We start from the raw sequence: 15773 nt of genomic DNA, 5'->3' as shown, positions 1-15773 counted from the left end.
TATTGCCCAATCACTATTGAGAGAATGAATCAATGGCACGCAAAGTAGTCATCACCGGCCTCGGCGCCACCACCCCGATCGGCGGCGACGTCCCCACGATGTGGCGGAATGCCCTCAAGGGCGTTTCCGGGGCCCATACCCTCGAAGATGATTGGGTGGCCCAGTACGAGCTGCCGGTGACGTTCGCCGCCCAGGCCAGCAACCGCCCGGACGAAGTATTGACCCGGGTCGAAGCCAAGCGGATGGACCCCTCCACCCAGTTCGCCGTCGTGGCGGCCCGTGAGGCCTGGAAAGACTCCGGCATCGAAGAGGTGGACCACGACCGCCTGGCCGTAGCTTTCGCCACCGGTATCGGCGGCGTGTGGACGCTGCTGGACGCGTGGGACACCCTGCGCGACCGCGGGCCGCGGCGGGTGCTGCCGATGACCGTACCGATGCTGATGCCGAACGGCCCCGCCGCCGCCGTCAGCATGGATCTGGGTGCCCGAGCCGGCGCCCACACCCCGGTCTCCGCCTGCGCGTCCGGCACCGAAGCCATGTCACTGGGCATCGACCTGATCCGCGCCGGCAAGGCCGACGTGGTCATGACCGGCGGCGCCGAGGCCGCTATCCACCCCATGCCCATCGCCGCGTTCAGCGCGATGCAGGCGCTGTCCAGGCGCAACGACGACCCCGAGCGTGCCTCGCGTCCGTACGACCTGGACCGGGACGGCTTCGTGATGGGCGAAGGCGCCGGTGCACTGGTGCTCGAGGCCGAGGAACACGCCCTGGCCCGCGGTGCCCGCATCTATGCCGAACTTGCCGGCTCCGGCGTCACCGCCGACGCCTACCACATCACCGCCCCGGATCCCGAAGGACTTGGCGCCACCCGTGCGCTGAAGGCCGCGCTGTTCGACGCGCGGGCACAAGCGACCGACGTAGTGCACGTGAACGCCCACGCCACGTCCACCCCTGTTGGCGACAAGCCGGAGTACACCGCCCTGAAGGCCGCGCTCGGAGACCACGTGGACAACGTTGCCGTCTCCGCGACCAAGTCGCAGACCGGCCACCTGCTGGGCGCGTCGGGTGCCGTGGAGTCCGTCATGACCGTGATGGCTGTCTACGAACGCCGCGCTCCGGCCACGATCAACCTGGAGAACCAGGATCCGGAGATCCCGCTGGACGTGGTCACCTCTGCCCGCGACCTGCCCCAAGGCGACATCGTCGCATTGAACAACTCCTTCGGGTTCGGCGGCCACAACGCCGTCGTCGTGTTCCGCAACGTCTAGCAGTTCACCGTTCATCATGTGATTGCCTCCGGGCAGCACAAAAGGGAGGGCGGCCGGTTATTACCGGTCGCCCTCCCTCTTGCGTGGATGGAGGATGCGGTGTTGCGGGGGCGTTGCGGGGCTAGCCGACCTGATGCAGCCAGCGCACCGGTGCGCCTTCGGCGGCGTGGCGGAAGGGCTCGAGCTCTTCGTCCCAGGCCTCGCCCAGGGCGAGGGACAATTCGTGGTAGACCGCTGCTGGATCGCCGGCACCGGCTTCGTAGGCGTAGCGGATGCGGTCCTCGCTCACCATGATATTTCCGTGGACGTCGGTCATCGCGTGGAAAATGCCGAGTTCGGGCGTGTGCGACCAGCGGCCGCCGTCCACACCGGCGCTCGGCTCTTCGGCGACTTCATAGCGCAGGTGGGCCCAGCCGCGCAGGGCGGAAGCCAGCATGGCACCGGTCCCTTGCGCCCCGACCCACGACAGCTCAGCCCGGTACATTCCGGGCGCGGCGGGCTGAGGGGTCCACTCGAGATCCGTTCGCTTGTCCACGACGGATCCGACGGCCCACTCGATATGAGGGCACAGCGCCGAAGGTGCTGAATGCACAAACAGCACTCCACGCGTCATCACAACAGACATCCCATCCTCCATTTGCTGTAGGTACGTCTTCCCCAACGACCTTCAGCCTGTCAACGGATGGAACTTGTCAGTACTGCTGTTTCCGACGCTTCGTTCCTCATTGTGCCGTACGGCATCGAATTGCGCCAGTGTAACTACCAATGTGTTATGGCGTGTCGCCGGTTCCGCTGGTGCAAGCCGGTTTGGGGGCTCGCTCGGCGGCCCCCTTCCGGGTGGGCGGCCGTTCGCGTCCGCCACCTGTCTCCGGGATCAGGCCCGCGGGTGCGCCTGCTGGTAGCTGCGGCGGAGCCGGTCCACCGAGACGTGGGTGTAGAGCTGGGTGGTCGCCAAAGTGCTGTGGCCGAGGATCTCCTGGACGGCCCGCAGGTCCGCTCCCCCATCCAACAGGTGCGTGGCGGCGCTGTGCCGGAGGGCGTGCGGCCCGGTGGCCGAGGTGTCGCCAAGCAGGCCGAAGAGCCTCGCCGCGACGGAGCGCACCTGGCGGGGGTCCACCCGCCTGCCCCGTTGGCCCAAAAACAGGGCGGGACCGCTTTCCGCGATGGCGAGCCTTGGGCGGCCGCGGCGCAGCCAGTCGTCCAGGGCGACGGCGGCCGGCAGCCCGAACGGGACGGTGCGCTCCTTGTTGCCCTTGCCGAGCACGCGGATGGTCCGGCGTTCGTTGTCCACGTCGTCGATGTCCAGGCCCGCGAGCTCGCTGACGCGGACGCCGGTGGCATAGAGCAGTTCGATCATCGCCCGGTCCCGCAGGGGCATCGGCTCCCCCTCGGCGGCTTCCGCGGCGAGCGTCCGGAACAACTCATCGACCTGGGCCGGGCGCAGCACGGTGGGCAGCGAGCCGTTGCGTTTGGGCGCCTTCAGCCGGAGCGACGGATCGGTGTGGATGAGCTCTTCCCGCAGCGCCCAGCCCATGAACGTGCGGGCGGTGGCCGTGCGCCGCGCCAGCGTGGATCTGGCCATGCCGGCTCCGTTCATCGCGCCCAGCCAGGACCGCAGGGTCCCGAGCGTAATGTTCGGCAGCTCCCGGGCACCGGTTTCCGCTGCGTAACCGAGCAGGTGCCGGACGTCGGTCACATAGGCGCGGATGGTGTGTTCCGAGCGAGCGCGCTCCGCCTTCAAATAGCGGGCGAAGCCATCCAGGGCCGCGTCGAAGGCCTTCGGGAGCGGCTCGGTGCCCTGCGGTTCGGGTTGGTCTGCAGAGCTCATCCCCTCACTTTGCTGGCCCGGCCCGCCGAACTCAAGGAGGCGCACGGGAACGTGGCCGAATTGCCGCCGCGCCTCCTTCCCTGCGTCCTACTCAGTCCCTGCGCCCGCGGCGCCAGCCAGTGGCGTCCTGGACGGCAAGTCCTGCCGCTTCCAACCGGCCGAGTCCCGCGAGGACGGTGCGGACCGGAATCCCCGCGACGGTGGCGAGCTTGTCTACAGTGCTTCCCCGTCGAACCGGGAGTGCGTCGAGCAGCAGCAGGTCGTCCACACCGAGTCCGTCGTGGTCCGCGAGCACCTCTTGGCTCCCGGCCTGCACTGTTCCCAGCGGTCCCGCGAGCTCGGCCGCCTCTGCGGCATCGGTGACGGCAGTTGCGCTCCCGTCGCGCAGCAGCCGGTGGGTACCGGCCGAGTTCGCGCTGTAGACGGATCCGGGAACGGCGCCCACGCCGCGGCCAAGCCCCGCGGCGTGATGGGCGGTATTCAGTGCCCCGGAGCGCCAGCGGGCCTCCACCACGATGGTTGCGGCGGCCAACGCTGCGATGAGCCTGTTTCGTTGCAGGAATCTCCAACGTGTTGGTGCGGCGCCGGGCGGCACTTCCGCCAGCAGGATCCCCCGGCTGGCGATGGCGCGGAGCAGTTCTTCGTTTCCGGCCGGGTAGTACCGGTCCAGGCCACCGGCCATGACCGCCATGGTGGCGACATGTTCGGTCTCCGCCGCCAGGGCCGACCGATGGGCCTGCGCGTCGATCCCGTATGCCCCGCCGGAAATCACGCAATAGCCGCGCTGCGCGAGTCCGCCGCTGATGTCGCCGGTCACCTGGTTGCCGTAATTCGTGCTGTCCCGGGAGCCGACAACGGCCACCGTCGACCGGACGTCCGGGATGCCGTCCGTGAACCTTCCCCGCGCCCAGAGGCAGAGCGGTTCGCCCAGCCCGAGGTCTGCCAACGACCCCGGCCACACGGCATCTCCGGGAATGAGCACGGTGCCGCCGAGCCTGCCGATCACGGCCAAGTCGCGTTCCGGCGCAAGGTCCTTGATGCGCGGCGCCCATCGTTCGAGGGCGTCGTTGAGCGGCTGAGCGTTGCCGGCAGTGGGTTCGCGGTCAAGGGCGCGCAGCAATTCCGCCTGCAAACCATGCCCGGCCTTGATCTGGCCGGTGGCGACTCTCAGGGCGTCGTGCGCGCCGGTAGCGGCGACCAGTGCCTGGCCGATCCAGTCAGACGGCTCCATCAGCCGGGACAACGCCGCCCTGGCAAGGCGTTCATCGGTGGACGGCAGTTGCGTCATTCTGGTCATCTCCTCCTGGCCGGCGGCCGCAGATGGCGAAGGCATGGTCAGGCCGCCTTGACCTGTTGGCGGAAGGCCAGCGCCGTGCTGACGCAGTCCCGGTCCGGTCGGTCCAGGCCGGACAGGTCGGCGAGCGTCCACGCAACGCGCAGGACACGCGAGTAGCCACGGCCGGTCAGCACTCCGCATTCCATGGCCCGGTCCAGGTCCCTGGTGATAGCGGCCGGAAGCCGCAGCTTCCCGGTCAACAGTTCGCCGCTGATCTCCGCGTTCAACCCGATGCCCCAAGGCTGCAGCCTCACCCGCTGGGCCGTCCGTGCCACCGCTACCCGGGCGGCGACGGCCGCGCTGTCCTCCCGACGCGCACCCGCGGCCATCATCCCCACCGTCAGCCGTGGCAGAGTCAGCTGCAGATCGATGCGGTCGGTCAAGGGGTTGGAGAGCTTGCCAAAGTAGCGGCGCCTCTGGTCGGGCGTGCAGGTGCACTCCAAACCCTTGCCCCCGGAGAGCCCGCACGGGCAGGGGTTCGCCGCCATGACGAGCTGGAAGCGTGCCGGGTAGGCTGCGCTGCCCGCCGCCCGGTGCACCACCAGCCGCCCGCTCTCCAGCGGCTGGCGCAACGCGTCGAGCACCTGCCGGTCGTATTCGGGCGCCTCGTCCATGAACAGCACCCCGCGGTGTGCCCGCGAGGCCGCTCCTGGGCGGGGCATGCCGGAGCCGCCCCCGATGATGGAAACCGCCGTTGCCGTGTGGTGCGGGCTCTCGTACGGTGGCCGCCGTACCAGTTCGGTCAGCGGGGCCGCCGTAGCACTCAGGGAGTGGATGGCGGTGACCTCCATGGCATGGTGATCGGGAAGATCTGGCAGGATGCCCGGCAACCGTTCGGCCAGCATCGTCTTGCCGGCACCGGGCGGGCCGACGAGCAGCAAATGATGGCCGCCCGCAGCCGCGACTTCCAGCGCGGCCCGGGCTTCATGCTGCCCGGCCACGTCCGCCAGGTCGGGGGCGGGCGCCGGAGGAGCTGTGGCCGGCACGGACGAGGGCAACCGCTCCAACGGGGCGAGATTGAGCCGGTGCGCGTCGGCTCCGAAGGCCATCAACACCTCAACGAGGTTGCCGAAGCTGCGCACCTGGGCGCCGGGCACCAACGCGGCCTCGGCGGCGTTGGCTTCGGCTACGACAACATGCGGATACCCGGCCTCGACTGCCGCAATAACCGCCGGCAGTACACCCCTGACCGGCCGGAGCCTCCCATCGAGTCCCATTTCGGCCAGGAAAACGGTACGGCCGCTGGGCCGGACGTCTCCGGCCGCTTGGAGCGAGGCCATCAGGATGGCCAGGTCGAAGCCGGAGCCCTTCTTCGGCAGCGAAGCGGGGACAAGGTTGACTGTAATCTTCCGCCTGCTAAGCGGAACCCCCGCGTTCTTCGCCGCGGCCTTGATCCGTTCCTTGGCCTCGGTCAGGGCAGCGTCCGGCAGCCCCAGAAGAATGAAGGCCGGGAGGGTTTGGCCGATGTCCGCTTCGACTTCCACGATGTGTCCGGTGAGGCCCACCAGCGCCACCGAGAACGTCCGACCGAGCCCCATTAGCCGACGTCCTTCATGTACTCGATCACGGGCCAACGCCCCTGACCGTAGAGCACCGCGACGGCGTCCACCCTCATCGCCGTACCGGTCATGCCGTGGTCGCGCAGCCACTGGAGTCCCAAGAAGTGGAGACGGCGGACCTTGGCGTCGGTGATGGCTTCGAAAGGGTGGCCGTAGTCGGTGCTGCGCCGGGTCTTGACCTCGGAGACCACGATGGACGCCCCGTCCACGGCCACGATGTCCAGTTCGCCGTCGGGGCTGCGCCAGTTTCGGTCGATGACCCGCTGGCCCGCGCCGGAAAGATAGGCCGCGGCCATTTCCTCGCCGCGCCGGCCCAGTTCGTCTTTCGCTCTCATGCCCTCCAGCCTGGCGGCGGGCAGCAAAAGGAATCTTCACGTAACCCCAGGATGTGGACAGCCCACCCCAGGCGGCAGCCTGTGCAGGACAGGGCGGCAGCCTCAGTTACGCTAAAGAAGTGATGCGCGGCACACCCTGGCCCGCGCTCTATCTCGGCCTCGGGGCACCGGCATGCGCGTCATCTGGTGCGGGCTGCCGACATGTTCGGAGGTCCTGACAGCAACGGTTCAGGGAACAGGAAGGACTCGCAGTGCGGATAACTGTCGTCGGAGCCGGTGCGTGGGGATTGCCGGCAGCGGCCGAGCTGGCCGGTCGGGGGCATCACGTCACCCTGATCGACCGCTTCGGCGTATCGAACCCGCTGTCGTCCTCTTATGGACCGACCCGCATGTGGCGCATTGCCGACCCGGACCCCGGTCGGGTCCGGCTGTCCAGGTTGGGGCTGGAAGCCATGAAGCGGCTCTCGAGCAGGGCCGGGCAACCCGTTTACCACCGAAAGGGCCTGCTGTGGCGCGACACGATGTCGCTGCCGCGCCTGCGGTCGACCCTTCTCGCCGAAGAGGTGCCCTTCGAGGAGGTCGACGCAAGCGAAGTTGCACGGTTCCTGCCCGGCTTGAGGCCGGACGGCCGGGATGCCGTCTGGCAGCGGGACGCCGGCGTGGTCCTGGCCGACGTGAGCCTGCAGGCTCAGTTTCGGCTGTTCTCCGCGGCCGGCGGCACCTTCCTGCACGGGGCCACGGTCTCGGAGGTTTCGGCAGCTGCAGGGACCGTCAGCGCTTCCCTCTCGGATAGCAGGCGCGTCGATGCGGACGTGTTGGTGATTGCGGCCGGTCCGGGGAGCGGCGTCCTGCTCGCACAGCTTGGTTTGCCCGCGCCGCTTCGGCCGTACCTGGAGCAGGTGGTCCACTTCGGTAATGCACATCGGCGGGGCGCCGCCGACAACTATCCCTGCTTTTTCGACGGCCCCACAGATGAAGCGCCGGGCATCTACGCGATGAGCAGCCCCGGGGTGGGCTACAAGGTCGGCCTGGACAGTCCGCTGCGACACTACACGGAGGGGGACGGCGACAGGTCCCCGGATGAGTTGCGCACCGGCATCATCCGGGAACGGGTGCGCCGTGATTTGTTGTCGCTGCAGCCTGATGTGCTCGATGCACAGGTCTGCGTTTGGACCGACACCCCCGACGGCAGGTTCGTCGTCGATTCGCCGCTCCCCGGGGTCGTGGTTGCCTGCGGGGATGCCGGCGAGGGGTTCAAGTATTCGGCGCTGATGGGCATCATCGTCGCCGATCTGGTCGAGGACAGGCAGCCCGAGGCTGACATCAGCCCCTACCGGTTGAGTCGCTTCGAGGCCGAGGGAAGCGCCGACTGGGGTGTTCCGACCGCGCTGGGCCGCTGACCGGACGGTCGGAACACCCCGGCGCACTCGGTCGAACAGGTCATGCCTCGACCAGCAAGCCGTCTGCTAGCCGCGCAGCCGCTCACCTTTCGGATCGTAGAAGGGGCGCCGGGAAACCGTGGCCGCGACGGGCCGGCCCTTGCATTCGACCGTGAATGTTCCGGAGAGGTCCGCATCCCCGGCGACCGAGGCAAGCCCAACAGCGCGTCCCAGCGTGTAGCCGTAGCTACCGCTGGTCATGCGGCCCACCGGCACGCCGTCGCAGAATACGGTCTCGTCGTGCACGAACAGTGGCTCCGGGTCGTCCAGCGCCACGTACACGGTCCGGTACGGGGGCGCCGCCGGGTCCAGCTTCGCCACCGCGTCCCGGCCCACGAAGCCGCCCGGCTTATCCAGCGCCACGGTGAAGCCGAGTCCGGCGGAGTACGGGTCGTCGGCGGGGCCGATGTCGTGCCCGAGATGGCGAAAACCCTTCTCGCTGCGCAATGAGTCGAGGGCGTGGTAGCCGGCCAGCCGTACGCCGAGGTCTTGGCCGGCCTCCCACAACGCGTCGAACACATTGACGGCCGTGTCCGCGCCCGGGTACAGCTCGTAGCCGAGTTCGCCGACAAAGCTCACCCGCAGTGCGTAGGCGAAACCGTCTGCAACCTCCACGGTCCGACCTTCGGTGTAGGGCTGGGCGGCGTCCGACCAGTCCTCGGGCGAAACGCGGCTGAGCAGTTCCCGGCTCTTGGGCCCCATGACCCCGATGGTCGCCAGGCCGGCCGTCGCATCGAAGACCGCGGCCGCCTTGTCTTGCGCCAGCCGCCGCAGGTACCCCAGTGTCTTGTCCTGGCTGAAGGCAGGCGTCACCACGAGGAACCTGTCGGTGCCGAGCCTGGTCACGGTGCCGTCCAGTTCGATCCCCCCGGCCTCGTTGAGCATCAGGGTGTAGACGGCCTTGTCGACACGTACGTCGACGTCCGCGGTGCAGGCCCGCTGGCAGACTTCCAGCGCGCCCGGACCCGCCACTTCGATCTTCGCGAAGGAGCTCAGGTCGAACAGCACCACCCCTTCCCGTGCGCCACGGTGCTCCTCGCCGACGCGGTCGAACCAGTTCTGCCGGCCGTAGCTGTATTCATAGTCCGGCGCGGTCCCGGGGTCGCCATACCAGTTGGCCCGTTCCCAGCCGTTGAGTTCCCCGAAGCAGGCGCCGAGCCCGGCGAGCCGGGAGTGCAGCGGCGAGCGCCGGACGTTGCGGGCGGTGGCCGGCTGCAGCTGCGGCCAGTGCATGGCGTAGAGGCGTCCCAGCCCCTCCCGGGTCCGTGCATGAAGGTAGCGCCGGTTGCTCTGGTGCCGCGAGAACCGCCGGACGTCCACCGCGGCTGCGTCGAAGCCGGGCGATCCGGAGATCACCCACTCGGCAAGTTCCCGGCCGGCGCCGGGGGCGAAAATGATGCCCTGGGAGTTGAAGCCGGCCGCAACAAAGAGGTTGCGCACCTCGGACGTCTCCCCGAGCGCAAAGTTGGAATCCGGAGTGAAGCTTTCCGGGGCGTTGAGGAAGCGGTCGTAACGGCTCTGCGCCAGTACCGGCACCGCCGCCTCGGCCTTGCTGCGGATTCCCGCGAAATGCTCCCAGTCGGCCTCGAACTCTGCGAAACCGCCTCGGCCGATCTCGCTCACCGGCCGCGGCAACCCGTCCGGCTCGAAGGCGCCGACCAGCAGCCGCCCGAGCTCATGCCGGATGTAGTAGCTGTTGTCCAGGTCCCGGAAGACAGGCAGCTCGGGCACGGCGCCGTCGATCTCCTCGGTCCTCACGTGCACGTGCTCGGCGGCGTACAGCGGCACATGCGCTCCCGCGGTCGCGGCCAGGTCGCGCGTCCACAGCCCGCAGGCGAGGATCACCCGTTCGCTCTCTATGGTCCCCTGATCCGTGACAACCCCCGTCACCCGGCCCCGAACTTGACGAATGCCGGTGACAGACACGTTTTCGCGGAGGTCGGCGCCGAGCTCGTGGGCGAGTTTGGCGAAGGACAGCGCCGCGTAGCCGGGATTGATGTGCCCGTCGCCCGGCAGGTAGAGCGCGCCGAGCACGCCGTCGGTCCGGGCCAGCGGCCACAGCCGGCCCAGGCCGGCCGCTTCCAGGATCTCCGCCTCGGTGCCGTTCTGGCGGGCCACGTCGCAGGCGTAGCGCATTTCATCCACCCGGCCTGCGGTCCGCGCCACCATCACCGAGCCGGATTGCTGGAACGAGACGTCGAGCCCGGAGCGTTCTTCGAGCGCGCCGTAGGTCTCGAGGCCGTACTTGGCCAGCTTGGTCATCGCCGTCGTGGTCCTCCCGCCGGTTACCAGGCCTGCCGCGTGCCACGTGGTGCCGCTGCCCAGGACGTTGGCTTCGAGCAGGATGACGTCCGTCACCCCCGCCGCCGCCAGGTGATAGGCGATGCTGGCCCCTACGATTCCCCCGCCGACGACGACGGTGCGCGCCCGGGCGGGCAGCGGCTGGCGGGCTTCATGGGTGAAAGCGGACGCGCTGATGGTGCGGTCTACGAGCCGGTCCATGGGTTTCCTCGCTTCAGTTGAGGGCAGGTCACGGGCCCGCCATGCGGTCGTCCGGCGCCGCAATGGACGAGGCGCTCCGCGCGCTGTCCTTAGCGTTAATAATGAATTATTGTGAACCGTATCACAGCACATCGAAGGGAAAACATGAGCCCCGTTGCCGCCCCCGGCCCCGCACTGTCCATCGAGGATCAGCCGCGGCGCCAGCTCATCCTCGAAGCGGCGGAACGCCTGCTGGCGGCCCGCGGATTTGACGGGATCCGTCTGCGGGACATCTCCACGGAAGCCGTGATCTCCATCGGAATGATCCAGCACTACTTCCCCAGCCGGGACGCCGTGGTCCGCGAAATGCTGGTCGCCGCGTGTGAGCGCAGGGCGACCGAATGGCAGCTGCCCGCGCAGCAGCAGGAGGACCCCGTCGCGAAGGTCCGGGCGCTCCTCGCCGGTGCGGTCACGGATCCGGAGCACTGCACCGTCTGGCTGGAATCCTGCGCGGCCGCCAGCCGGCACCGGGAGGTGCAGCCCGTGGTGCTGCACACCAACATCATGTGGCGGCAGGCGCTGTGGGCAGCCATTGCCGAAGGCACGGACGCCGGCCGCTTCACCCCCGCAATCCCGGTGGAACAGATAGTGGACACCCTGGTCGCACTCATCGACGGCCTGATCATGGCCGTGGCCACGAAAGACCCGAAAATGACGCCGGACTACATCAACTCGCTGCTGCTGGCGGCGGCGCGCCTTCAGCTCGGCACCGACCTCGCCGGTTGAATCTTCCACGGGCACGCCCACAGGCTTCCGGGGACCGACCGAGACGCTCCTCACAAAAAGATCGGTGAAACGCTTGTTTCGGCTGCACCCCCGGGCTAAGGTCTACTAAACACAGTGATAAGTGACATAAATCACCGTGTTAGGGATGACTAAAGGAGGTGTTCGATGAGCGGTACAGCGGATAACGAGCAGCCGATCGGCCAGCGCATTCGTGCGGCCCGGGAACTGCGGAGCATCTCCCTGCGCAGCCTGGCTCAGCTGACCGGCGTCAGCTCGGGGTTCCTGAGCCAGCTGGAAAACGCGCACTCGAACGCCAGCGTCGCCACACTCAAGAAAATCGCGGAAGCCCTCGGAACAACGACGGCGGAGCTGATCGACGGCACCAGGCCCGAGGGCCGGGTACTGCGCAAGGCCGACCGGCCTGTTTTCCATGCCGGCGACGGCCTCAACAAGTACCTGCTCACCGGCTCGCCGCAGCGGAATCTGGAGGTCTACGCCGGCGAACTCGACGTGCACGGCGGGACCGGCGAGGAGCTGTACGCGCACGGAAATGCGCAGGAGGTCCTCGTCTGCCTGACCGGGCGGGTGGAGGTCCGCCTCTCCGAAGAGTCGCATGTCCTCGAAGGCGGCGACAGCGTCGAATACCTCTCGTCCACGCCGCACGGCCTTCGGAACCTGGCCCACGGCACATCCGAGGTCATGTGGATCATCAGCCCTCCAACTATCTAAAGCAGCCGGTCCGCAGTTGGACAGCCGGCGTTGCCGCACTCAGCGTTCCACACGAAAGAGGAGAAATAATGTCAGCAGTTACCACACCCCGCCGCCGGCGGGCCGTGCCGGTTGGAATGGCGGCAGCAGTTGCCCTGCTCGTGTCGGCCTGCGGCGGCGGGGGCAGTGCGGCCTCCGCCGACATCGACCTGGGCACCGGTCCCGCGGAGGCCGGCACGGTCAAGCCCGGCGCCTTGGATGGCCTGAACATGACCTTTGCCTCATACGGCGGGCTGTACCAGGACGGACAGATGGCGGCGGCAGTGACGCCGTTCGCCGAGGAGTCCGGGGCGAACATCCTGTCCGATGGGCCGATGGAGTACGCAAAAATCCAGGCACAGGTGGAGTCGAACAACGTGACGTGGGACGTCGTCGACACCGATTCGAACTGGGCGGCCGGGCAATGCGGGAAGCTCCTGCAGAAGCTGGACTTCTCGATCATCGACAAGTCCAACGTCCCGGAGGGCCTGACCAGCGACTGCTACGTCCCGGCCATGCAGTACGCCACGGTCATGGTGTACAACACCGAGAAGTTCAGCAACGCACCGCAAAGCTGGGCCGATTTCTTCGACACCGAGAAGTTCCCCGGCAAGCGGGCCGTCCAGGGCGCCGACGTCGGAGGCGGCCTCCTGGAGGGCGCCCTGATCGCCGACGGGGTGGCCGAGGAGGACCTGTACCCGCTCGATGTCGAGCGGGCGCTGAAAAAAGTGGACACGATCAATGACAGCCTCGTGTATTGGACCACGGGTGCCCAGTCGCAGCAGATGCTGGAGGCCGAGGAAGTGGACATGGCTCTGGTCTGGTCCGGCCGCGCCTACGGAGCCGTGGAAAACGGCGCCCCGTTCGAGCCGGTCTGGGAGACCGGCGTCGTGGTCATGGATGTCCTCGCCGTTCCCACGAACGCCAAGAACCCGAAGGCCTCGATGGCCCTGATCAACTACGCGCTGGGCAAGGAACAGCAGGAGAAGCTCACGGAGGAAACGTCGTATTCCCCGGTCCACGTGGACGCCAAGCCGGCGGTGAATGAGAACGGCAAGAAGTTCCTGATCACCGAGCCGGAGATCGCCGACAAGGTCCTGGTTTCCGACTTCGCCTGGTGGGGCGAGAACTATGCCTCGACCCTGGAACGCTGGACGGCCTGGGTCTCCTAATGAGCAATGCAGTCAAAGACCCCGTCCGGCCGGCAGCCTCGGCCGGCCGGACGGGGAATGGCGAGGGTGCGGCGCCGGTGGCCGGCAGGCGCACACGGCTGAGTCCGTTGTTGTTGTTGCTGCCGGCGCTGGCGCTGATGGTCGGCGTGTTCGCCTATCCGCTGGCAGAGGCAATGTGGCGCAGCGTAGCGGACCCCGTGCCCGGCCCGCAGAACTACGAGTGGTTTGTCGCCAACGCCGGGAACTGGGCCGTCCTCGGCCGCACGCTGTGGGTGGCGCTGCTGTCCGCAGCCATCTGCCTGGTGCTGGCCTACCCGTATGCGTACTTCATGGTGATTTCCGGCCCGAAGGTGCGCGCCGCACTGGTCGTCATCGTCCTCATACCGTTTTGGACGTCGCTGATGATCCGCAGCTTCGCGTGGATCATCCTGCTGCAGGACAACGGCCTGATCAACGGCATGCTCGGGTTCCTGGGACTGGGGCCATTCGAAATGATCCGCAACACCACCGGCGTCCTGATCGGCATGGTCCAGGTGCTGCTGCCTTTCATGGTGCTGCCGCTGTATGCGTCGATGCGGAACGTGGACCTGCGGTTGATGCAGGCCTCCAGCAGCCTGGGCGCCGTTCCCTTCGTCTCCTTCACCCGCATCTTCATGCCGCTGGCCATGCCCGGCGTGGTGTCCGGCTCCCTGCTGGTCTTCATCCAGGCGCTCGGCTTCTACATCACGCCGGCGCTGCTCGGCTCGCCGTCCGAGATGCTGATCTCGCAATACATCTACGTGCAGGTCAATGGCCAGCTTCAGTGGGGGCGCGGCAGCGTACTGGGCGTCATCCTGCTGGTTGCCACCCTGCTGCTGCTGGGCCTGCTGGCGCTGCTGCTGCGCAAGAGCAAACGTGCCGCCGGCGATGAAGGAGGGCTGCTGTGAAACATTCCGTGCTGACCCGGTCCCTGCTGTTGGTTTATGCGGGACTGGTGGCCGTCATATTGATTGCGCCGACGTCGATCGTGATTCCGCTGAGCTTTACGGACAAGGCCTCGCTGAGCTTCCCGCCGTCGGGCTGGTCGCTGCGCTGGTATGAGAATTTCTTCAGCGACCGGGCGTGGATGTCGGCCCTCGGCAATTCGATCTTGATCGGCGTCATCGTTGCCGTCGCGGCGACGGTCGTCGGCACCGCGGCGTCCATGGGCCTGCAAAAGTTTGTGCGGCGCCGGGCCGCCAAGACGGTGCAGGCGCTGCTGCTGGCCCCGATCGTGGTGCCTGCGATCATCCTGGCCATCGGCATCTACGCGATCTTCCTGCGGCTGCAGATGCTGGGCACCTTGACCGGTTTCGTGCTGGCCCATACGGTCCTGGCCGTGCCGTTCGTGGTCGTCTCCGTTACGGCGGCCCTCAGCGGTTTCGATCAGCGGTTGGCGACGGCGGCCGCAAGCCTGGGCGCGAACCGGTGGAACACCTTCCTGAAGGTCATCTTGCCGGCCATTCTGCCCGGAGTCGTTTCGGGGGCACTCTTCGCCTTCGTGACCTCGTTCGACGAGGTCGTGTTGTCCATCTTCATCAAAAGTCCGTACTTGGAAACGCTGCCCGTCAAGATGTATTCGTCCGTCACCAGGGACACGGACCCGACCATCGCGGCCGCGGCAACCATGATCATGCTCTTGACGACAATCATCATTGCCGTCGGGCTGCTCAGTATGCGTAGGAGGAAACGTGTCCAGTAAGCTCACCGGGGCCGGCACCCGGATCGAGATCCAGAATGTCACCAAGCGCTATGCCAAATCCACCGCGGTGGATGACGTGTCGCTGACCATCGAGCCCGGTGAATTCATCACGCTGCTGGGCCCGTCCGGCAGCGGCAAGACGACCACGCTGAATCTCGTGGCCGGCTTCACCGACCTGACCAGCGGCTCGATCGAAATCGACGGCCAGCGCGTGGACAACGTGCCGGCGCACAAGCGCGGGCTCGGCGTCGTCTTCCAGCACTACGCGCTGTTCCCGCACATGAGCGTCGCGGAGAACATCGCGTTTCCGCTGCAGCAGCGCAAGACCCCCAAGTCCAAGCAGAAAACGCTGATTGGCGAGGCGTTGAAGACCGTCGGCCTGTCCGGCTATGAGGACCGCTACCCGCGCGAACTCTCCGGCGGCCAACAGCAGCGCGTCGCCTTCGCCCGCGCCATGGTCTTCAATCCCCGGGCGCTGCTCATGGATGAACCGCTGGGCGCCCTGGACAAGAACCTGCGGGAGAAGCTGCAGCTGGAGATCAAGCGGATCCACCAGGAAGTCGGCCGCACCTTCGTCTTCGTCACCCATGACCAAGAGGAAGCCCTGATCCTCAGCGACCGCATCGCCATCTTCAACAACGGCAGGATCGAGCAGGTCGGTACCAGCGCGGAGCTCTACGAGCGCCCCGCCAGCCTGTTCGTGGCCCAGTTCATGGGCGAGTCCACCATTTTCCGTGCCGATGTCGATACATCCGGCCGGGAGTGGTCCATGGACTTCCACGGGGCCAGGCTCCGCGGCCCCGCGGGCCGGAGCGTCTCCGGCAAGGGCGCCCTGGTCCTGCGGCCCGAACAGCTGCGCGTCGCACCGAAGGCGGAGGAAGCTCCCGGCGGGGCCGTCACCGTCCCGGTCAAGGTGGTCCAGAACATCTATCTGGGCTCCGGCCACAAATACGAGCTGCAGCTGGCCGACGGTTCCACCGGCATCGTCCGCACCCCGCTGTCCGAAAGCAACGGCTTGAAGCCCGGAGACGATGCCTTTGTCTACTGGTCCGCCCAGGACGGCGTGCTGCTCGAAGACTCCGATCTCGTCTCCACGACCTAG

General features: G+C 67.5%; 14 protein-coding genes. 8 read left to right on the top strand and 6 right to left on the bottom strand.

Annotated features, from left to right (window positions below):
- The first annotated feature begins 32 nt into the window (after window positions 1–32).
- Window positions 33–1268: a beta-ketoacyl-ACP synthase II gene (gene fabF, locus AC5RVD_RS15250; RefSeq protein WP_494112025.1), complete on the top strand. Its 1236-nt coding sequence runs from the start codon at window positions 33–35 to the stop codon at window positions 1266–1268.
- A gap of 121 nt (window positions 1269–1389) precedes the next feature.
- On the opposite strand, the gene AC5RVD_RS15245 is transcribed toward fabF, so the two are convergent.
- The 5 genes from AC5RVD_RS15245 to AC5RVD_RS15225 all read right to left on the bottom strand — a co-directional run bounded on the left by AC5RVD_RS15245 (window position 1390) and on the right by AC5RVD_RS15225 (window position 6326).
- A complete protein-coding gene (locus tag AC5RVD_RS15245) occupies window positions 1390–1893 on the bottom strand; it encodes a DUF3145 domain-containing protein (protein ID WP_493977382.1) in 504 nt (167 codons plus the stop codon).
- A 249-nt stretch (window positions 1894–2142) separates the two neighbouring features.
- Window positions 2143–3096, bottom strand: coding sequence for a tyrosine recombinase XerC (locus tag AC5RVD_RS15240; protein ID WP_494127382.1), 954 nt, complete (start codon window positions 3094–3096; stop codon window positions 2143–2145).
- A 91-nt stretch (window positions 3097–3187) separates the two neighbouring features.
- Complete coding sequence (locus AC5RVD_RS15235; protein WP_494127436.1) at window positions 3188–4393, bottom strand: DNA-processing protein DprA; 1206 nt, start codon at window positions 4391–4393, stop codon at window positions 3188–3190.
- 38 nt (window positions 4394–4431) lie between these two features.
- On the bottom strand, window positions 4432–5970 hold the full coding sequence (locus AC5RVD_RS15230) for a YifB family Mg chelatase-like AAA ATPase (protein ID WP_494127381.1): 1539 nt from the start codon (window positions 5968–5970) through the stop codon (window positions 4432–4434).
- Window positions 5970–6326 carry a YraN family protein gene (locus AC5RVD_RS15225; RefSeq protein ID WP_494111954.1) on the bottom strand — a complete coding sequence of 119 codons (357 nt, stop codon included), beginning with the start codon at window positions 6324–6326 and terminating at the stop codon, window positions 5970–5972. The genes AC5RVD_RS15230 and AC5RVD_RS15225 overlap by 1 nt, the downstream gene beginning before the upstream one ends.
- 251 nt (window positions 6327–6577) lie before the next feature.
- Between AC5RVD_RS15225 and AC5RVD_RS15220 the strand changes: the two genes are divergently transcribed.
- Window positions 6578–7726 (top strand): NAD(P)/FAD-dependent oxidoreductase, encoded by a 1149-nt coding sequence (locus AC5RVD_RS15220; protein WP_494127380.1) that lies wholly within the window; start codon window positions 6578–6580, stop codon window positions 7724–7726.
- A 66-nt stretch (window positions 7727–7792) separates the two neighbouring features.
- Here AC5RVD_RS15220 and AC5RVD_RS15215 read toward each other — a convergent pair whose 3' ends face one another.
- Window positions 7793–10267, bottom strand: coding sequence for a GcvT family protein (locus tag AC5RVD_RS15215; RefSeq protein WP_494127379.1), 2475 nt, complete (start codon window positions 10265–10267; stop codon window positions 7793–7795).
- A gap of 144 nt (window positions 10268–10411) precedes the next feature.
- Between AC5RVD_RS15215 and AC5RVD_RS15210 the strand changes: the two genes are divergently transcribed.
- The 6 genes from AC5RVD_RS15210 (at window position 10412) to AC5RVD_RS15185 (ending at window position 15773) form a co-directional block, all read left to right on the top strand.
- Window positions 10412–11032, top strand: a complete 621-nt coding sequence (locus AC5RVD_RS15210) for a TetR/AcrR family transcriptional regulator (RefSeq protein WP_494127378.1) — start codon at window positions 10412–10414, stop codon at window positions 11030–11032.
- Window positions 11033–11197: 165 nt separating this feature from the next.
- A complete protein-coding gene (locus AC5RVD_RS15205) occupies window positions 11198–11761 on the top strand; it encodes a helix-turn-helix domain-containing protein (RefSeq protein ID WP_494111950.1) in 564 nt (187 codons plus the stop codon).
- A 68-nt stretch (window positions 11762–11829) separates the two neighbouring features.
- Window positions 11830–12951: an ABC transporter substrate-binding protein gene (locus AC5RVD_RS15200; protein WP_494127377.1), complete on the top strand. Its 1122-nt coding sequence runs from the start codon at window positions 11830–11832 to the stop codon at window positions 12949–12951.
- Window positions 12951–13877, top strand: coding sequence for an ABC transporter permease (locus AC5RVD_RS15195; protein ID WP_494127376.1), 927 nt, complete (start codon window positions 12951–12953; stop codon window positions 13875–13877). Before AC5RVD_RS15200 ends, AC5RVD_RS15195 begins: the two co-directional genes overlap by 1 nt.
- Complete coding sequence (locus tag AC5RVD_RS15190) at window positions 13874–14671, top strand: ABC transporter permease (protein ID WP_494127375.1); 798 nt, start codon at window positions 13874–13876, stop codon at window positions 14669–14671. The genes AC5RVD_RS15195 and AC5RVD_RS15190 overlap by 4 nt, the downstream gene beginning before the upstream one ends.
- Entirely contained in the window at window positions 14661–15773 is a 1113-nt protein-coding gene (locus AC5RVD_RS15185; RefSeq protein ID WP_494111946.1) for an ABC transporter ATP-binding protein, read from the top strand. Before AC5RVD_RS15190 ends, AC5RVD_RS15185 begins: the two co-directional genes overlap by 11 nt.

This window comes from Arthrobacter sp. THG-b23 (assembly GCF_059091265.1).
The sequence above is the reverse complement of the archived record's forward strand: the minus strand, read 5'-3'. Positions and strand labels throughout refer to the sequence as shown.

Bases quoted from the DNA above. Each gene is read 5' to 3' on its own strand.
- fabF (WP_494112025.1), top strand. From the start codon at position 33: ATGGCACGCAAAGTAGTCATCACCGGCCTCGGCGCCACCACCCCGATC.
- AC5RVD_RS15225 (WP_494111954.1), bottom strand. From the start codon at position 6,326: ATGAGAGCGAAAGACGAACTGGGCCGGCGCGGCGAGGAAATGGCCGCG.
- AC5RVD_RS15230 (WP_494127381.1), bottom strand. From the start codon at position 5,970: ATGGGGCTCGGTCGGACGTTCTCGGTGGCGCTGGTGGGCCTCACCGGA.
- AC5RVD_RS15215 (WP_494127379.1), bottom strand. From the start codon at position 10,267: ATGGACCGGCTCGTAGACCGCACCATCAGCGCGTCCGCTTTCACCCAT.
- AC5RVD_RS15195 (WP_494127376.1), top strand. From the start codon at position 12,951: ATGAGCAATGCAGTCAAAGACCCCGTCCGGCCGGCAGCCTCGGCCGGC.
- AC5RVD_RS15245 (WP_493977382.1), bottom strand. From the start codon at position 1,893: ATGTCTGTTGTGATGACGCGTGGAGTGCTGTTTGTGCATTCAGCACCT.
- AC5RVD_RS15205 (WP_494111950.1), top strand. From the start codon at position 11,198: ATGAGCGGTACAGCGGATAACGAGCAGCCGATCGGCCAGCGCATTCGT.
- AC5RVD_RS15240 (WP_494127382.1), bottom strand. From the start codon at position 3,096: ATGAGCTCTGCAGACCAACCCGAACCGCAGGGCACCGAGCCGCTCCCG.
- AC5RVD_RS15235 (WP_494127436.1), bottom strand. From the start codon at position 4,393: ATGACCAGAATGACGCAACTGCCGTCCACCGATGAACGCCTTGCCAGG.
- AC5RVD_RS15200 (WP_494127377.1), top strand. From the start codon at position 11,830: ATGTCAGCAGTTACCACACCCCGCCGCCGGCGGGCCGTGCCGGTTGGA.
- AC5RVD_RS15210 (WP_494127378.1), top strand. From the start codon at position 10,412: ATGAGCCCCGTTGCCGCCCCCGGCCCCGCACTGTCCATCGAGGATCAG.